Source organism: Mesorhizobium sp. M0077 (assembly GCF_040322955.1).
In the GTDB taxonomy this organism is placed as follows: domain Bacteria; phylum Pseudomonadota; class Alphaproteobacteria; order Rhizobiales; family Rhizobiaceae; genus Mesorhizobium.
This window is the reverse complement of sequence record NZ_JAMYUL010000013.1, coordinates 1-17,037: the sequence shown is the minus strand read 5'-3', so window position 1 is coordinate 17,037 and position 17,037 is coordinate 1. Positions and strand designations below refer to the sequence as shown.

Below are 17,037 nucleotides of genomic sequence, written 5' to 3'. Positions count from 1 at the left end.
GACCGGAGGTCCGGGTGGGGGTCAGCGCCAAGGTCTGTGCGAATGGTGCGACGGAACCAATCCGTCGCAGGGCTCCACCTACAATGACCCTCGCCGACACCCCCGTCCTCTCCATCGCCAACCTCTGCGTCAGCGTGCGCGGCGAGGACGGCGAACGCCAGGTTGTCTCCAACCTGTCGCTGACGCTGGCGCGCGGCGAGACGCTCTGCATTGCCGGCGAATCCGGTTCCGGCAAATCGATGACGGCTTTGGCCATCATGCAGCTTTTGCCGCAGCCGGCCGCGCGCATATCGTCTGGCTCCATCCGACTTCGTGATGGGAATCGGGGTGACACCGATCTCGCAACGCTCGACGAGCGCCAGATGCGCCGCATTCGCGGTGACCGCATCGCCATGATTTTCCAGGAGCCGATGACCTCGCTCAACCCGGTGCTGTCGATCGGCCGGCAGCTGACGGAATCCATCGAGGCGCATACCAGCCTGTCGCGGGCCGAGGCCCGCCAGCGCGCCGTCGAGTCACTGAAGGCGGTGCGCATTTCGGAGGCGGAAAGCCGGTTAAAGCAGTTTCCGCACGAACTCTCCGGCGGCATGCGCCAGCGGGTGATGATCGCCATGGCGCTGGCGCTCGAGCCCGACGTGCTGATCGCCGATGAGCCGACGACGGCGCTCGACGTCACCGTGCAAGGCGAAGTGCTGGAGCTGTTGCGCGACCTGCAGCGCCAGCATGGCACCAGCGTCATCCTGATCACCCACGATATGGGCGTGGTTGCCGAAATGGCCGACCGGGTCATCGTCATGCGCGACGGCCGCATGGTCGAAGAAGGCACGACATCGGATATTTTTGCCCGCCCGCAGGCCGACTATACGCGCGAACTGCTGGCTGCCGTGCCGCGCATCGGCAGTGGTGTCGGTCGACAGAAATCCAGGGATGCGATTGACGTCTTGAAACCGGCCAAAGTCGCCGAGGTCAACGACCTGCATGTCCGCTTCGATCTGCGTGGCGGCATCTTTGGCCAGGTCACCCGCCGCGTCCACGCCGTCGAGGGCGTCAGCTTCTCGATCGCGCCCAACGAAACGCTCGCTCTGGTCGGCGAATCTGGCTGCGGCAAGTCGACGACCGCCAAGGCGCTGGCCGGACTGGCGCCGTATAGCGGCGACATCGTCATTGGCGGGCGCAATCTCTCCGGTCTTGGCCGCGACGAGCGCAAGGCGGTGCGCCGTGACGTCCAGATGATTTTCCAGGATCCCTTCGCCTCGCTCGATCCGCGCATGCGCGTCGGCGACCTCGTTGCCGAGCCGCTGGTGATCCATGGCATCGCTTCGAAGGACGAGCGCCGGGAACGGGTGGCGGCGCTGTTCGAGCGCGTCGGCCTGTCGGCCGCCCAGATGGAGCTCTATCCGCATGAATTCTCCGGCGGCCAGCGCCAGCGCGTCTGCATTGCACGGGCGCTGGCGCTCCGACCAAAACTGATCATCGCCGACGAAAGTGTCTCGGCCCTCGACGTTTCGGTGCAGGCGCGCGTGCTCGATCTCCTGAAGGAATTGCAGCGCGAATTCGGCGTCGCCTATCTCTTCATCTCGCACGACATGGCGGTGGTCGAGAATATTTCCGACCGCGTTGCCGTCATGTATCTCGGCCAGATCGTCGAGATGGGCACGCGCGACCAGGTGTTTTCCAACCCGCGCCATCCCTACACCAGGCGGCTGATCGACGCCGTGCCGGTGCCCGATCCGGCGCAGCGCAGAACGCGCTTCGCGCGCCTCGACCAGGAAATCCCGAGCGCCACCCGCAGGATCGGGGAGGCGCCGCTGAAGCTGGCGCTGAACGATGTCGGCGGCGGCCATCTGGTTGCTGCGGAAAGCTGAGCCCGCACTGGCTGGCAGCTGTTCTTTTACTTTGTTGAGTACAACCAAGAACTGCCGTCTCGGGTTTACCGCGTTTTAGGTGGACGGCGGCCACTATACGGTCGGCGTTCTTGCCACGGGGAAAAATAGTGCTCAAGGCGGTTCTGCAGCTGCTGCCGGGTCGGTTCATGGATGTGCGCATGCGCGTATCCGCCGACTACGAGACGCGCGTCGTGGAGCGGCCCGGGCGCTGGATGAAGGCTGCCGAACTGGAGCAGCTGAGCAGCGATCTGCGGCTGGTAGCGTCCAAGACACTGAAGTTCGGCAGCCTGACCTATGGCGTGTTTTCCGGCGACCGCACCCGGCTGGAGCATTCCATCATCACCATCGTCTATCGCCGCAGCGACGGGCGACCGATCGCCTTCAACGCGCTGGCGCTGATGGAGATCTCGCTGGCCGGCAAGCCCTATGAAGTCTTGCACCTCGGTCTGGTCATGATCGATCCGGACGAGCGCAGCCGCGGGCTGAGCTGGATCCTTTACGGCCTGACCTGCTTCCTGATGTTCCTGCGCAACCAGCTGCGGCCGATCTGGATTTCCAATGTCACCCAGGTACCCGCTGTCGTCGGCATGGTCGCGGAGGCGTTCAGCAATGTGTTCCCAGGACCGCATGCCGGCGCGCGCCGCTCGCTTACCCATGTGCTTCTGGCGCGGCAGATCATGGCGCGCCATCGCCATGTCTTCGGTGTCGGCCCCGAAGCGGGTTTCGACGAAGAGCGTTTCGTCATCACCAATGCCTATACGGGCGGCTCGGACGATCTGAAGAAAACCTTCGACGAGACGGCCAAGCACCGCGAGGAGACCTTTAACGAGTTCTGCCGCAAGGAACTCGACTACGGGCGCGGCGACGATGTGCTGCAGATCGGCCAGATGAGCTTCCAGTCGGCGCGCACCTTTCTCGCCGACACGGTTCCGCGCCGCTCGCTTGCAGCACTTGCCGTGGCCGGCGCGGCCGCCACGCTGCAGCGGCTGGTGCTGCCGGTGGTTCACTGGGCCGATAGCACCCGCCAATGGAATGTGCTGAGACCATGGACACGCTGATGGCTTCATTCGTGGCGTCTCGGTTTATCCGCAAGCTGATGGCAGCCGGCCGATGATGAACCTCGACGGCACGCTCGTCGCCGACACCATCACCTCGCTAGCGGCGCTGGTTGGCCTGCTTGTCGTGATATCGATCATAGGCGGGCGCGACACGGGCGATCCGCTGTCGCGGCGCTTTCTATTCGGCCTCAAGGTGCTGGCAGTGCTGCTTGCCTGCCGCATCCTCGACTGGACCACGGGTCTTGCCTTTTTCCGGTTCGTCACCATCACGGCGGCGGGTCTGCTGCCGCTGGCCGCACTGCTGCTGACCGAAGGCCTGCTGCGCCGGCACGCGCCGTTCGCTCTCAAATTGTTCGCCGCCGGCGGTGCCCTGCTGTTCTTCCTTCTGGCGCCGATCCCGGCACGTTTCGCTGAACCATGGCGAATGGCGGTACTACTTGCCTTCCAGTTCGGAGGTTTTCTCGCCATCGGCTGGCTGGTGATGACGCGCGATCGCGACAGCCTGTCGGCGGCCGAAAACCGCACGGTCGAGCGCATGGCGCTGTCGCTGCTGTTGATCATTCCGTTCATGGTCACCGACTACCGGCCCGGCCTGTTCGAAGTGCCGGTTCGGCTTGGCGGCATCGCCATCCTGTTCCTGTGCTGGCTGACGATCGGCCTTGGACGCGCGAGCCTCGGCCATCGCGACACGATCGGCGCCTTTACCGTGATTACGCTGAGCTCGGTTTTCGCCGGGCTGGCGCTGGGCGGCATCGACGATCTCGGCTGGCGCGGCAGTGTGCAGGGCGTGGTGATCGTGCTGTCGGCGACGCTGCTGGCAGTCATCTACAATGACAGCGTCAGCCTCACCGCGGAGAAGCGCCGCGACTCGTTGCTGAAGCATATGGCCGAGGGCGACCTCACCGATTCGGCGCGCTTCCTGCGCGGCCTGCAGAGCCATATTCTTGTCGACGGTGCGCTGATCCTGCCGGCAGCCGACCTCGGTGATTTCGACCTGAAGGTGCTGGCCCGTGCACTAGAGCAGGAGCCCGTGCGCTCGCTCGCCGATACGCAGCCGGGGGCGCCAGTCGACCAGGATATACGCGAGCAGCTGGCCTGGCTGTTCGAGAAATTTGAGGCGACCCATGTGCTGCTGGCGACGCTCGAGCCGTTGACCGTGGTGGCGCTCAACATGCCGGCGCTGGCATCGTCGCCGGGCGTGGAAATGGAGCTGCGGGCAGTCCAGCGCATGGCGATGCTGATCTCGCAGCGGCATGCGAAGGGTTGATCATACTGAACGGGCCGGCTCTTGCGTCGGCCCGTTGCCGTAGCCGGGTCAGGCGGCCTTGGTCTTCAAGGCCTCTTCGTCGCGCACCATTTTTGTCACGGCGGCGAAGTCGAGCTTGCCGGAGCCAAGGACCGGTACCTTTGAGACCACCCGCACTTCGGCCGGGACCATCAGGTCCATGGCGCCGTTGGCCTTGGCGTAGGCGAGGAATTCCGCTCGTGTGGCGCCGGATGCCTCAGTGATGAGGATCAGCTTTTCGCCCTTGCGCGCGTCGGGCACCGTGGCGACCGCCGACAGCGAGCCCTTCCACAATTCGCCGGCCAGCGCTTCGACAGCGGCGAGCGAGATCATCTCGCCGCCGATCTTGGCGAAGCGCTTGGCGCGGCCGCGAATGGTGATGAAGCCGCCTTCGTCGATAGCGACGACGTCGCCCGTATCATGCCAGCCGTCCTCCAGCGGTTCGAGCACGCCGGGCTTCTCGGCCCGGAGATAACCGGCCATGACATTGGGGCCGCGCACGAACAGCCGGCCGCCTTCGTCGACGCCGGGGACGGGATCGAGGCGGTATTCCATGCCGGGCATGATCTTGCCGACGGTTCCAGAGCGATTGTACATCGGCGTGTTGATGGAGATCACCGGCGCCGTCTCGGTGACGCCATAGCCCTCGAGTATGCGGACGCCGAACTTCTCCATATAGGTCATGCGCGTCGCTGTCTTGACCGGCTCCGCGCCGGCAAAACAATAGCGTATCGAGCGGAAGTCGTAGGGGTGCGCGGTGCGGGCATAGCCGGAGAGGAAGGTGTCGGTGCCGAAGATGATCGTCGCGTTCGAGCCGTAGATCAGTTCCGGCACGAGGCGGTAGTGCAGCGGCGAGGGGTAGAAATAGACCGGCACGCCGGAGATCAACGGCAGCACCGTGCCCGCGGTCATGCCGAAGGAGTGGAAGATCGGCAGCACGTTGAACACCTTGTCGCCCGAATGGAAGTCGATACGCGACGCCGCCTGGGCGGCGTTGGCCAGGATGTTGCGGTGGGTCAGAACGACGCCCTTCGGCGTGCCTTCCGAACCCGAGGTGAACAAGATCACCGCCGCATCGCCGGGCTTGCGTTTCGCGCGCGGCGTCGACTTGCGCAGCAAGCCGAGCAGCTTATCCTTGAGACTGATGGTCTTTCTGAGATCGTCGAGCCACACGATGTCGACCGAGCGACCGAGTTCCTCGACTACAGCGCCGAGCTTTGCCTGTTCGACGAACGCGCGGGACGTCAGCACGGTGCGGACTTCGGCGGCCTTGCAGGCGGACAGAATATTGGCAGCACCTGCGGTGAAGTTCATCATCGCCGGAACCTTGCCGGCGGACATGACGCCGAGCAGCGTCGCGCAAGAGCCGTTGGCGTTGGGCAGCATGATGCCCAGCGTCTGCTGGTCGGCATAAAGGTTCTGGAACTTCTCACCAAGCACGGCGGCAGCCGTGAGCAGCTTGCTGTAGCTGAGAGAACCGGTGACCGGATCCTGAACTGCGAGCTGATTCATGCCGCGTTCGTTCGCCGTCTCGATGATCTTTTCCAGTACGGTCTTGTCGATGTCCTGGGTGCGGAAAACGAGATCCGACATCACCTGGTAGAGCGCGGAACCCGCCGCGGCGCGGCGCTTGCGGCCCTTCAGCTCCTGCGGCACCTCGAGCTTGACCGGTTCCAGAATGGTCACCTTGACCTTCGGGAACAGGCGGCGGCGCACATGCTGCGAGCTCAGTCGCGAGAAGTAGGTCTTCTCCAGCCCGTCGATGCGCACCGGCACAACCATCGAGCCGGTCTTGTCGGCAACCATGGCGGCGCCGTCATAGACCTTCATCAGGCCGCCGGTCACGGTGATGCGTCCCTCCGGGAAGATCACCAGCGGGTCGCCGCCCTGCACGATCTTGATCAGCGTGCGGGTCGACATCGGCTTGGCCGGGTTGAGCGGCAAAGCGCGGGCAAGTTTCATGAACGGCTTCATCCACCAAGCCTGGGCAATGGTGTAGTCGATGGCGAAGACCGGTTCCTCATCGGTCAGCGTCAAGGCGAGCGGACCGTCGAGGAAGCTGACATGGTTGAGCGCCAGGATCGGCGCCTTGCCGGCCGCCTTGAGGTTTTCCATGCCCTCGACTTCGAGGCGCAGGAAAGCGCGAAACAGGATGGAGACGAAGTCACGGAAGGGGTTCGTCGGCAAATATTTCAGCATCAGCCAGGCGGCAATCGCATTGGCCGCGACGAGGCCGAACAGGATGCCGCCGGTCGAGACCTTCGTCTGGATCAGGGCCATGATGATGCCGCCGCCAGTCATGAAGCCGGCATTGACGATACTGACGGCGGCGACGACCCGGGCGCGCCGCGCTTCGGGCGACCAGGCCTGCACGGCGGCGAAGGTCGGCACCACCAGGAAAGCGGCTGCAATGGCCATGCCGGCGAGGTCGATGGCGACGCGGACCGTGTTTGGGCCGGCGAAGAACGCGCCAAGGGTTTCCGCCTGGGGCGACGGCGTCATGCCGGAGATGGTCCAGGCGAGATGCAGGCCGAACAGGGCGAGCAGCGCCGTGCCGACCGGTGCCGGCAACAGCACGATGCGGCCCTGCGACATCCAGGCGGCGATGGCCGAACCGATGGCGATCGAGACGGCGAACACGGCGAGGTAGACGGTGACGGCCATTTCGTTGCCGCCGAGCGAATCCTTGATCAGCACCGGCAGGAGCGAGAGCACGATGGCGCCGATCAGCCAGAACCACGACGTCATCAGGCCGGCGCGCCAGATGCGTGTGTCGGTGCGCAATTCGGCGACCTGGCGCCAGGTCGAGCGGAAGATGTTCTTGTCGATGACAAGGTCGGGCGCCGCCGAACCGGTGGACGGGATGTAGCGGCTGACGAGCCAGCAACCGACGGCGAGCGCCATCATGATCGGTCCGAACACCGCGACGCCGATGCCATCGGCGGAAACGACGCCGCCGGCTATGGTGCCGCCGAGAATCGCGGCAAACGTGGCTGACTCGATCCAGGCGTTGGCCTTGGGCAGTTCCTTGCGTTCGAGGTGATCGGGCAGGATGCCGTATTTGATCGGTCCGAACAGCGCCGAGATGATGCCGAACATCAACAGCGCCGTCATCAGCACGGGAATCGACGACAGGGCGATGCCGACGACGGAGACACCCGCCGCGGCGATCTCGGCGAATTTCAGACGCTTGGCTATGAGAGCCTTGTCGAAGCGGTCGGCGAGCTCGCCGCCGAGCGCCGACAGGAGCAGGAAGGGGGCCATGAAGACGGCGCCCGCCAAGGTGACCAGTGATGCCGCCTGGTCCGCCGCCAGCGTGAACAGAATAAGGAACACCAGCGTGTTCTTGAGGAAATTGTCGTTGAAGGCGGACAGGAACTGCGTCCAGAACAAGGGCGCAAAGCGCCTGGAGGTCATCAGATGAGCTGTCGGTCGGTTGATCGGGGCGATTTCCATAGCGGCGACTTCCATTGGGCAAGACCGGTGAAAATCCTGACTGGATTGATCAGCGGTCTTGCGCGTTGAGCCTTGTTTAGCGGGAACCCGGTTACACTTCGTTACTGCGGCTGACTTCCATCAGCAACTTCTCGGTCTTGGCGTCTTCCAGCCGGTTGATGAAGCGGCTTGCCTCTTCCGAGTCGCGCAGCGTCTTGGTGATGGTGATCGAGGTGTGCACGAGCATGATGGCGGCCATCGCATAAAACCCCTTGGCGGCGAAGCTCGCCTCCATGAAGTAGATGCCGCCGGCCATCATTGTGGCGGCAACGGCGAAACTGGCCATGGTGAAGGTCTTCCAGGCGCTTGAGTCCTTGGGGGAATAGGTGTTCGGGGTCATCGATATGGTCCTTTCGTTTCAAGGTTAGGTTGGTTGGGCGTGGGTCTGTTTCAGGCTGGATACAATCAGGCCGGATACAATCAGACTGGATAACAATCAGGCCGGGTACGATCAGGCCGGCTTGGTCATGGTCTTCGTGAGCCGTTCGAGCACGGCGTCGGCGCTGCTTCTCAGCGGCGCGCCGCAGCCGGCGGCCGCAAGCTTCTCTGAGACCGCGGCAGGATCGCCCGACTGTTCCATCTCGGCCATGGCGGCCGCGGTGGCGTCGATCTGCTTTTGCCTGGTGCGCAGGCGCAGCAGCGTCTCCTCGGCGTCCCTGAGCGCCGACAGGCTGGAGCCGGGCGCGCTTTCTCGCAGGCGCTGGGTCGAGTCGACCGCGGCAACGATGCGCTGGCCGCGCTGCAATTCGCGCAGGCGCATTTCGGAGACGCGGATAATCCGCTTGAGACGCTCGATCTCGGTGCCGAAGCTTTTCTGCGCCTCGGCGGAGGCGTCGCGTTCGGCTTCCAGCATGGCGATGGTTTCGGCGGCTTCGCGGGCCAGTTCATTCTGTCCCTGCTCGATCGCGGCGATCGTGCGCTTCTCCAAATCGTCGATGCGGAGGACAAGCTTCTTGAACTGCGCGACTTCCTGTTCGTTCTGGGCGATGGCAATTGCAACCGCCCGGCGGGCGGCCGCGATAGCGTCGGCGCAATCGCGGATCTGCTGGCGCAGGATTATCAGCGCGTTGCGGTCGACGACCGCCTCGGCGGCTTCGTAGCTTCGGCCGCGAACGAGAGCAAAAAACTGTTTCAACATTTCCGTTTCTCCTCTATGAACGTTGTTCACGACACAACGTAGCACATTGTGAACGGCGTTCAAGGAGAAAATGAACGGTGTTCATGAATTGCGCATAAGGAAGGTTAATGACCGCAAAACGGGACGCCAAACGCGAGGATCTCAAAGGCAGGCTGATCGAGGCCGCGCAAGCGCGCATCCAGTCCTTGGGGCTCGCCGGGCTGCGAGCACGCGACATCACGGCCGATGCCGGCTGCGCGCTCGGCGCGCTCTACACGGCCTTCGCCGACCTCGACGAGCTCATCCTGCACGTCAATTCGATCACGCTGGCAAGACTTGGGGCGGCGTTGGAACAGGAGGCGACCGCCGCCGCCGAGCCAAGGGCCAAGCTGAAGGCACTGGCCAAGGCCTATCTCGGCTTCGCCCGCGGCAACCGCATGGCGTGGAAGGCGCTGTTCGAGCATCGCATGGCGCCAGGCGTGGCGGTGCCCGGATGGCATCTGGCCGAACATGCCGTGCTGATCCAGCATCTGGTCGAGCCGCTGGCGGCGCTGCTCCCGGCGGCGGCAACGCCGGAGCTTTTGGCCCGCGCGCGCACGCTGTTCTCCGCCGTGCATGGGATCGTCGCCATCTCGCTCGAAGACCGTTTCATTGGCCTGGCGTCCACCGATCTCGAAAGTGAGCTGCTGGGTTTCGTCGACACGCTGGTGAGCGGGCTGGAGACGGAAAGGGAATGAACTGCTGCGATCGGCTCTTGCTTCACGGCACTCTGCCCTTATGAAGATCGTGGCGGGGACTGGCCGGTTGATCCAGGCCGGCTGAGACTGTTGGGGGATACCCGGTGACAATCGATCAGAACCGCCGGTTTCAACCCGAAATACAAGGGTTGCGCGGACTGGCCGTCGCTCTGGTCGTCGTCTTTCACCTGTGGCCCCATGCTCTTCCCGGCGGATATATCGGCGTCGACGTCTTTTTCGTCATCTCTGGCTATCTGATCACCGGCCTGCTGGCGCAGATGGCGCTGCGCGACGGTCGCGTCTCGCTGATCGAATTCTATTCGCGACGAATCCGCCGGCTCCTGCCAGCAGCGATCCTGGTGCTATTGCTGACGCTGCTCGGTACGCTGCTGTTCATTTCCAAGGCGCGCTGGGAGGAAACGGCCAACCAGATCCTGGCCAGCGCGCTCTATGTCGAGAACTGGCGTCTGGCCCACGAGGCAGTCAGCTATCTCGACGCCGACAATCTGCCGACGCCGGTGCAGCATTACTGGTCGCTTTCCATAGAAGAGCAGTTCTACATCGTCTGGCCGGTGCTCATGATCGGCGTGATCTGGCTGGCGCGGCGATGGCATCTCTCCTTGCGACGATGCTTGGCGACGACATTGTCGCTCGTTTTCCTGGCATCGCTGACCGCCTCGGTCATCCTGACGAAAACAGATCCGGCACAGGCTTATTTCGTCAGCCATACACGCCTGTGGGAATTGGCGCTGGGCGGTCTGCTGGTGCTTGGCGAGCACCGGTTTCGATTGGGCGCGGGTGCAAGCCGGGTGATGGCGCTTGCCGGCATCGGCGGCATCCTTGCCTCCGCTCTTCTGTTTTCAGCGGCGACACCGTTCCCTGGCCTCAGTGCGTTGCTGCCAACCCTGGCCACCGTGCTCATCATCCTGGCTGGCGAAGTCCAAGCCCGTCGGTTTCGTGGGCTCGATTTGTGGCCGCTTCGGTTCATCGGCGATAGGTCCTATTCGATCTATCTCTGGCATTGGCCGTTGATCACATTCTTCCTAGGACAGGGCTTTTCGCTGACCTTTGCCAGTGGTGCCGGCCTGATTGCGGTGACCGTGGTCCTGTCGGACCTGTCTTATCGCTATGTCGAACAACCCTGCCGGCAATCCCGGGGTGCCTGGTGGAAGCCGCTGGGGTACGGCACCATCGCTGTCCTGGCATGCGTGGCGGCATCGGAGGGGCTGCTGTATTTCGTGACGACGCAACGCACCGACATTACGCTGATCGGCACGCCGGCCTATCCCGGGCCTGCCGCCTTGCTGACCGGCGCCGCGGTTCCGGACGATGTGGACCTCCTGCCGCCGCTGGCCAGGCTAAGGCGGGATGTGTCGAGGTTGTTCTCGGCGGGATGTCAGCAGAACCTCAAAGGCGCAAAACCGGTGGGATGCGTGCTGGGCGACCCCGCCGGCCCGAAAACCATCGTCCTCGTTGGCGATTCCCACGCTGCCCAATGGGGTCCAGCCTTGAACAAGATCGCCAGGGACCGCAAATACAAGCTGGTTTCTTTCTCGAAATCCGCCTGCGCATTCGCGCGTGCGCCCACCAAGTCGGACGGCAAGCCGTATCCATCTTGCTACGAGTGGAGGGAGAAAGTGCTGGCTGAGATTTTAAAGCTCAGGCCGCTCGCCGTCATCACCAGCCAGTCCAACGCCGGATCGGTTCCGGATGACCTGATGATCGAGGGGCTGCGCAATGTCTGGAGCGAACTGACCGAGGCAGGTTCGCAGATCATCGTCATCCGCAACACGCCCTTGATGCGATTCGAACCCGGCGATTGCCTGAGCGCCACGCCCGCAAAATGCTTCACCAAAAGAAGCGACGCCGAGCTCAACAACCTGTTGGCGCTTGCCGCGGAGGGTCAGAAAAACGTGCGCGTCGTCGATATGACTGACGCTTTGTGCGGACCGGAACTATGCCCGGCGGTCGTCGGCAATATGATCGTCTGGCGCGACACCGGTCATTTGACGGCCACCTATTCGCTTGCGCTCGCGCCTTATCTCGCCCCCAGGCTCGGCCTCTGATGCGATTCCCAAAGCGAAAGGGCCACGCGCTTTCCCAAGTTGCTCCAGCAGGCACAGAGTCCAGATATTTTTCGGGACGAGCAAGAAATGGAAATTCCGCTGGTGGAGCTGAGGAGGATCGAACTCCTGACCTCGTCATTGCGAACGACGCGCTCTCCCAGCTGAGCTACAGCCCCGTCCAGCGGATGGCGCATTTATCGAAGGCTGCGGTTTCCTGTCAAGGCGGGGTTTTGCCGAAATCCCTTGTGCCCGATGCTTGTAGGCGACCGGCCCTTGCCGGTTTCGCGCGCAATGGCTACATGTCGGCAACAATCGGAGACCGGCATGCTCGCCCTCATTCAAACAATCGTCATGGCGCTGGACCTGTACTGGTGGGTCATCATCGCCTCGGCGATCTTCTCCTGGCTCTATGCGTTCAACGTCGTCAACTCGCGCAATCAATTTGTCGGCAGCATCGGCAACATGCTCTACCGGCTAACCGAGCCGGCGCTGCGGCCGATCCGTCGATTCATGCCCGACCTCGGCGGCGTCGACATCTCGCCGATCATCCTGCTTCTGCTCCTGTTCTTTCTCAGGCAGCTCATTCTCACCACGATAGCGCCGCTGGTCCTGTGAACCCGACGATGGCATGAGCGCGCCATTCCGCTTGCGCGCTGACGGCATCGACCTGTTTATCCGGCTGACGCCGAAGTCTTCTGTGGACAGGCTCGAAGCCGTCGAAACCTCCGTCGGCGGGTGCAGCCATTTGAAGGCGCGCGTGCGCGCCGTGCCGGAGAATGGCGCCGCCAATCAAGCATTGCAAAGACTTGTCGCCAAGGCGCTGGGAGTTCCCGCATCGGCGGTGTCGGTCGTTGCTGGCGCTACCGCTCGCTTGAAGACGCTACGCGTGAATGGCGAAACGGCGGCGCTGGTGACGAGCATCAAAGCGCTCGGCCGTTAGTCCTCAATCCCCCAACGGCAACTTTGGATCGTCGACCTTCAGCGTGTTCACGCTCTGCTTGATGCGGCGCAGGTTTTCCAGAACCCTTGGTCCGCGCGTCTCGGCCACCGAGGTGACGATCATGTCGACGATCGAAAGCAGCGCGTAGCGCGACGAGGTCGGCTTGTAGATGTTGCCGTCTTCCAGCGACTGGAACTGGATGACGGTATCGGCGGCCTTGGCCAGCGCTGATTCCGGCGGGGTTACGGCGATGGTGGTGGCGCCATATTGCTGGGCCACCTGAACGGCGTCGATCACCGAGCGCGCATAGCCGGACACCGAGAACGCGATCAGCGTCGTCTCCGATGTGGCGACCGCGGCATACATGCGCTGCAATTGCCCGTCGATCTGCGCCAGCACCGGCACGCCGAGCCGAAACAGCCGGTTCTGCATCTCGGTCGCCATCATCGAGGAAATGCCGCCGGAGCCGATGCACAGCACATTGCCCGAACTGACGATGCGCGCGGCCACGCCCACCAGCGTCTTCATGTCGAGGTTTTCGCTGGCGCGCTGGATGGCGGCGATTGCCGCTTCGGTGATGGCCGACGCAATGCGCTGCTCGCGCGCGTCGCGGTTCAGCGGTTCGGGCGACAGATACTGGCCGCCAATGGCAATCGCCTGCGCCAGGTAGAATTTGAAATCGCGCAGACCCTCGCAGCCGAGATTGCGGCAGAAACGGGTGACCGTCGGCTCGCTGACGCCGACGCGCGCCGCAATTTCCGAGATTGCCGCCTTGGAGGCGAAGTCGAGATCGGTCAGCACGAGGCCGGCCAGGCGGCGGTCCGATTTGGTGCCGTCCTGCGACATCAGCTGCAGGCGCGTGATGATGTCGGCCGGCGTTTTCATTTCTGGGTTGTCGTCTTCATCGTGGTGTTTTCGTTGTCATGCCGGCGCTCTCATAGCGGCAGGCCTGTCGCCGTGTCGAACAGATGGATGTTTGCAGGCGCGACCGAGACCGGCAGCATTTCACCCGGCTTGACCTGGATCCGGTCGCGGAACACGGCGCGCACCGTGTTAGCGCCGATGGCGCCATAGACATGGGTTTCCGAGCCGGTCGGCTCGACGACATCGACCTTGATCGCCATCGCGTCGACAGCCTCGCCGATGACGAAGTGTTCGGGCCGTATGCCGGCCTCGACCGTGCTGCCAGCCGGCACCGTCTTGCCGGCAAGTGCCAGACGTCCGCCCCCGGCCGATTCGAACCAGCTTTTCTCGGGCGTCGTCTTCAGGGCGCCGGAGACAAAACTCATCGACGGCGAGCCGATGAAGGAGGCGACGAATTTGTTGGCGGGACGGTCGTAGAGTTCCAGCGGTGCGCCGACCTGCTGGATCTTGCCGCGGTCCATCACCACGATGCGGTCGGCCATGGTCATGGCCTCGATCTGGTCGTGGGTGACGTAGACGATGGTCGATTTCAGCCGCTGGTGCAGCGCCTTGATCTCGGTGCGCATCTGCACGCGCAATTGCGCGTCGAGATTGCTGAGCGGCTCGTCGAACAGGAACACCGAGGGTTCGCGCACGATGGCGCGGCCCATGGCGACGCGCTGGCGCTGGCCGCCCGACAACTCCCGGGGATAGCGGTCGAGATAGGAGAACAGGTTGAGGACGCCGGAGGCCTTTTTCACCTTGTCGTCGATTGCCGTGCGACTCTCGCCGCGAATCTTGGGACCAAAGCCGATATTGTCGGCCGCTTTCAGGTGCGGAAACAGCGCATAGGACTGGAAGACCATCGCGATGTTACGCTGCTGTGGCGGCAAATCGTTGGCGCGCACGCCGCCGATCAAGAGGTCGCCTGCGGTGATCGGCTCCAGCCCGGCCAGCATGCGCAGCAAGGTCGACTTGCCGCAGCCGGAAGGGCCGACCAGCACGACGAACTCGCCGCTCTTGATGTCGAGGCTGATGTTTTCGAGGATCTTGTAGCGTCCGAAGGATTTCGACAGGTCGCGGAACTCGACATCGGTCATGGTCAGGCTCCCAATATGTCGTCGATGAAGGGCAGGAAGCCGGCGGTCAGTCCGGCGTCGACCGGCACCACCGCGCCGGTTATCCCCGATGCGCGATCCGAAACAAGGAAGGCCACCGCTTCGGCCACTTCCGTGGCGTCGACGATGCGGCCGAGGGGATAGAGCCGCTTGAGCTTGCCGAGAACATCCGGGTTCTTGGCCAACCGATGGTCCCATGCGGCGGTGCGGATCGAGCCGGGGCAGACGACATTGGCGCGCAGCCCGTTGCGGCCGAGTTCCACAGCGATCGCTTTGGCATAGGCATTGATGCCGGCCTTGGCTGCGGCATAGGCCGGGTTGCCGAAGTGGGCGATGGCGTTGACGGAAGAGATGAAGACGACGCTGCCCGAACCGCGCGCGGCCATCGCCTTGATCAGTGGATCGGCGAACAGCATCACCCCGGTCAGATTGAGGTCGAGCTCATGCGTGATCTTGTCGGGGGTCAGCGCTGCAAGAGTCTCGGCGCGCGTCCAGCCGGCATTGTTGATCAGGATGTCGGGCACGCCGTCTTTCCCGAGGATCGCCGTGATCGCGGCATCGGTGGAGATCCGGTCGAGAAGGTCGAAGACGTGGCGCGACGCCAGATGCGGACTGCCGAGCTGGTCTTGCGACTGGTCGCAGCCGACGACGCGCGCGCCTCGTTCGGCCAGCAGCGCCACAATAGCCGAGCCGAGCCCGCCGCCGGCGCCGGTCACCAGCACGGTCTTGCCTGCGAATTCGGCCTTTGAAACCACGCTGCGCGCCTCCTGGGATCTACGATAATCGGAAAACGCTATTTTAAGAAATGTAATTAAGCAACAGGATAATCCGCTTGCACAGCGTCAAATGATGGATAATGTAGGAAAGTCACATAAAGCCTTGGTCGCCTGGAAGCCGCAAGAGCGCAGGCGCAATCAAATGGGAGAGATCGAATGAAGCTTGCAAAATGGACTGTCGGCCTGATGGCCGGAATGAGCCTGCTCGCCCTGGCCGCGCAGGCAGGTGCCGGCGAGGTGCGCGTAACCGTCGCCGAATACAGCGCCAAGACCGGCCCGTATTTCGAAGCGGTGAAAAAGGAATTCGAGGCAGCCAACCCGGGTATCACCGTCAAGTTCGAAGTTGTGCCGTGGGACGTGCTGCTGCAGAAGCTGACCACCGACATCACGGCCGGCACCAATGCCGACCTGTCGATCATCGGCACCCGCTGGCTGATCGATTTCGTCCAGCAGGATGTCGCCGAGCCGCTCGACGGCTATATCAAGCCGGAGTTCAAGGACCGCTTCATCGACACCTTCCTGTCGCCCTCGATCATGGAGGGCAAGACCTACGGCCTGCCGATCGCGGCCTCGGCGCGCGCCATGTACTACAACAAGGAATTGTTCGAGAAGGCCGGAATCGCCAACCCGCCGGCAACCTGGACCGAGCTGCAGGAGGATGCGCGCAAGATCAAGGCACTGGGCACCGGATCCTTCGGCTTCGGCCTGCAGGGCAAGGAGATCGAGACCGACGTCTATTACTATTATGCGATGTGGTCGCAAGGCACCGAGATCCTCAACAAGGATGGCACGTCGGGCCTCGGCACGCCGGGCGCGCTCGAAGCCGCCAAGCTCTACAAGTCGATGATCGACGAAGGCCTGACGGAACCCGGCGTCACCTCCAACAACCGCGAGGACGTCCAGAACCTGTTCAAGCAGGGCAAGGTCGGCATGATGATCACCGCGCCCTTCCTGTCCAACCAGATCAAGGACGAGGCGCCGAACCTGAAATATGGCGTGGCCGCTATCCCCGCCGGACCGACCGGCGCGCGCGGCACGTACGGCGTCACCGATTCCATCATCATGTTCAAGAATTCCAAGAACAAGGATGAGGCCTGGAAGCTGCTCGACTTCCTGTTCACCACCGAACAGCGCGCCAAGTTCACGCAAGGCGAAGGCTTCCTGCCGGTGAACAAGGAAGAGGCCAAGATGGACTATTACGTCAACAATGCCGATCTGGCAGCGTTCACCGCGCTGCTGCCCGACGCCCGCTTTGCACCGGTCATCCCCGGCTGGGAAGAAGTCGCCCAGATCACCTCGGATGCCATGCAGAAGATCTATCTCGGCGGCGACCCCGAGGCAGGCTTGAAGGAAGCGGCTGCCAAGGCCAACGCCGTGATCAAGAAATAGGGCGTATCTCCCTGCGCCCGGGGGGGGGGCCCCGGCGGGGCCCCCCCCACCCCCCCACCGCGGGGGGGGGGGGGGGGGGGGGGGGGGGCGGGCCCCCGGGGGGGGGGGCCGCGGCCCGCCCCCCCCCCCGACGGGGGGGGCCAACCACCTGGCAACCGCCGCGAACGGACATAGGAAGGGCAATAGGGGCAAACATCACCTCGCCTTGCGCCCCAAGGGTCGACATCCACTCCGTCGACCCCCACTCCGTCGAGCTTCGCTCGGCAC

14 protein-coding genes and 1 tRNA gene are annotated in these 17,037 nt (G+C 63.6%); 8 read left to right on the top strand and 7 right to left on the bottom strand.

Annotated features, from left to right (window positions below; translation table 11 throughout):
• The first annotated feature begins 83 nt into the window (after window positions 1-83).
• From NKJ57_RS23005 to NKJ57_RS22995, 3 genes are all read left to right on the top strand, one after another.
• Entirely contained in the window at window positions 84-1,865 is a 1,782-nt protein-coding gene (locus NKJ57_RS23005; RefSeq protein WP_352512727.1) for an ABC transporter ATP-binding protein, read from the top strand.
• Window positions 1,866-1,993: 128 nt separating this feature from the next.
• The gene (locus tag NKJ57_RS23000; RefSeq protein WP_352512726.1) at window positions 1,994-2,944 is read left to right on the top strand and encodes a hypothetical protein; all 951 of its coding nucleotides are present in this window, start codon (window positions 1,994-1,996) and stop codon (window positions 2,942-2,944) included.
• Window positions 2,945-2,996: 52 nt separating this feature from the next.
• Window positions 2,997-4,211 carry a hypothetical protein gene (locus NKJ57_RS22995; protein ID WP_023753215.1) on the top strand — a complete coding sequence of 405 codons (1,215 nt, stop codon included), beginning with the start codon at window positions 2,997-2,999 and terminating at the stop codon, window positions 4,209-4,211.
• A gap of 48 nt (window positions 4,212-4,259) precedes the next feature.
• Here the strand turns inward: NKJ57_RS22995 and NKJ57_RS22990 are convergent, their stop codons facing one another.
• The 3 genes from NKJ57_RS22990 to NKJ57_RS22980 all read right to left on the bottom strand — a co-directional run bounded on the left by NKJ57_RS22990 (window position 4,260) and on the right by NKJ57_RS22980 (window position 8,862).
• On the bottom strand, window positions 4,260-7,685 hold the full coding sequence (locus NKJ57_RS22990; protein ID WP_023753216.1) for an acyl-[ACP]--phospholipid O-acyltransferase: 3,426 nt from the start codon (window positions 7,683-7,685) through the stop codon (window positions 4,260-4,262).
• Between the two features lie 91 nt (window positions 7,686-7,776).
• Window positions 7,777-8,064: a YiaA/YiaB family inner membrane protein gene (locus NKJ57_RS22985; RefSeq protein WP_023668598.1), complete on the bottom strand. Its 288-nt coding sequence runs from the start codon at window positions 8,062-8,064 to the stop codon at window positions 7,777-7,779.
• A gap of 111 nt (window positions 8,065-8,175) precedes the next feature.
• Window positions 8,176-8,862 (bottom strand): PspA/IM30 family protein, encoded by a 687-nt coding sequence (locus NKJ57_RS22980; RefSeq protein ID WP_023681449.1) that lies wholly within the window; start codon window positions 8,860-8,862, stop codon window positions 8,176-8,178.
• A 107-nt stretch (window positions 8,863-8,969) separates the two neighbouring features.
• On the opposite strand from NKJ57_RS22980, the gene NKJ57_RS22975 reads away from it, so the two are divergent.
• Window positions 8,970-9,578, top strand: a complete 609-nt coding sequence (locus NKJ57_RS22975) for a TetR/AcrR family transcriptional regulator (protein ID WP_023681448.1) — start codon at window positions 8,970-8,972, stop codon at window positions 9,576-9,578.
• Between the two features lie 104 nt (window positions 9,579-9,682).
• The gene (locus NKJ57_RS22970) at window positions 9,683-11,644 is read left to right on the top strand and encodes an acyltransferase family protein (protein WP_352512725.1); all 1,962 of its coding nucleotides are present in this window, start codon (window positions 9,683-9,685) and stop codon (window positions 11,642-11,644) included.
• Window positions 11,645-11,744: 100 nt separating this feature from the next.
• On the opposite strand, the gene NKJ57_RS22965 is transcribed toward NKJ57_RS22970, so the two are convergent.
• Window positions 11,745-11,820, bottom strand: a tRNA-Ala gene (locus NKJ57_RS22965).
• Between the two features lie 148 nt (window positions 11,821-11,968).
• On the opposite strand from NKJ57_RS22965, the gene NKJ57_RS22960 reads away from it, so the two are divergent.
• Together NKJ57_RS22960 and NKJ57_RS22955 are read left to right on the top strand one after the other, a co-directional pair.
• Window positions 11,969-12,259 (top strand): YggT family protein, encoded by a 291-nt coding sequence (locus tag NKJ57_RS22960; protein WP_023668602.1) that lies wholly within the window; start codon window positions 11,969-11,971, stop codon window positions 12,257-12,259.
• 13 nt (window positions 12,260-12,272) lie between these two features.
• Window positions 12,273-12,584: a DUF167 family protein gene (locus NKJ57_RS22955; protein ID WP_352512723.1), complete on the top strand. Its 312-nt coding sequence runs from the start codon at window positions 12,273-12,275 to the stop codon at window positions 12,582-12,584.
• 3 nt (window positions 12,585-12,587) lie between these two features.
• Here NKJ57_RS22955 and NKJ57_RS22950 read toward each other — a convergent pair whose 3' ends face one another.
• From NKJ57_RS22950 to NKJ57_RS22940, 3 genes are read right to left on the bottom strand one after another with little or no spacing between them, the layout of a single operon-like run.
• On the bottom strand, window positions 12,588-13,469 hold the full coding sequence (locus NKJ57_RS22950; RefSeq protein WP_023681445.1) for a MurR/RpiR family transcriptional regulator: 882 nt from the start codon (window positions 13,467-13,469) through the stop codon (window positions 12,588-12,590).
• 50 nt (window positions 13,470-13,519) lie between these two features.
• A complete protein-coding gene (locus tag NKJ57_RS22945; RefSeq protein ID WP_352512721.1) occupies window positions 13,520-14,587 on the bottom strand; it encodes an ABC transporter ATP-binding protein in 1,068 nt (355 codons plus the stop codon).
• Between the two features lie 2 nt (window positions 14,588-14,589).
• Window positions 14,590-15,360 (bottom strand): SDR family oxidoreductase, encoded by a 771-nt coding sequence (locus NKJ57_RS22940; protein ID WP_023755956.1) that lies wholly within the window; start codon window positions 15,358-15,360, stop codon window positions 14,590-14,592.
• Window positions 15,361-15,537: 177 nt separating this feature from the next.
• Between NKJ57_RS22940 and NKJ57_RS22935 the strand changes: the two genes are divergently transcribed.
• The gene (locus tag NKJ57_RS22935; RefSeq protein ID WP_352512719.1) at window positions 15,538-16,770 is read left to right on the top strand and encodes an ABC transporter substrate-binding protein; all 1,233 of its coding nucleotides are present in this window, start codon (window positions 15,538-15,540) and stop codon (window positions 16,768-16,770) included.
• The last annotated feature ends 267 nt before the right edge of the window (window positions 16,771-17,037 follow it).

Bases quoted from the DNA above. Each gene is read 5' to 3' on its own strand.
- NKJ57_RS22960 (WP_023668602.1), top strand. From the start codon at position 11,969: ATGCTCGCCCTCATTCAAACAATCGTCATGGCGCTGGACCTGTACTGG.
- NKJ57_RS22990 (WP_023753216.1), bottom strand. From the start codon at position 7,685: ATGGAAATCGCCCCGATCAACCGACCGACAGCTCATCTGATGACCTCC.
- NKJ57_RS22945 (WP_352512721.1), bottom strand. From the start codon at position 14,587: ATGACCGATGTCGAGTTCCGCGACCTGTCGAAATCCTTCGGACGCTAC.
- NKJ57_RS22995 (WP_023753215.1), top strand. From the start codon at position 2,997: ATGATGAACCTCGACGGCACGCTCGTCGCCGACACCATCACCTCGCTA.
- NKJ57_RS23005 (WP_352512727.1), top strand. From the start codon at position 84: ATGACCCTCGCCGACACCCCCGTCCTCTCCATCGCCAACCTCTGCGTC.
- NKJ57_RS22950 (WP_023681445.1), bottom strand. From the start codon at position 13,469: ATGAAAACGCCGGCCGACATCATCACGCGCCTGCAGCTGATGTCGCAG.
- NKJ57_RS22975 (WP_023681448.1), top strand. From the start codon at position 8,970: ATGACCGCAAAACGGGACGCCAAACGCGAGGATCTCAAAGGCAGGCTG.
- NKJ57_RS22985 (WP_023668598.1), bottom strand. From the start codon at position 8,064: ATGACCCCGAACACCTATTCCCCCAAGGACTCAAGCGCCTGGAAGACC.
- NKJ57_RS22935 (WP_352512719.1), top strand. From the start codon at position 15,538: ATGAAGCTTGCAAAATGGACTGTCGGCCTGATGGCCGGAATGAGCCTG.
- NKJ57_RS22955 (WP_352512723.1), top strand. From the start codon at position 12,273: ATGAGCGCGCCATTCCGCTTGCGCGCTGACGGCATCGACCTGTTTATC.
- NKJ57_RS22980 (WP_023681449.1), bottom strand. From the start codon at position 8,862: ATGTTGAAACAGTTTTTTGCTCTCGTTCGCGGCCGAAGCTACGAAGCC.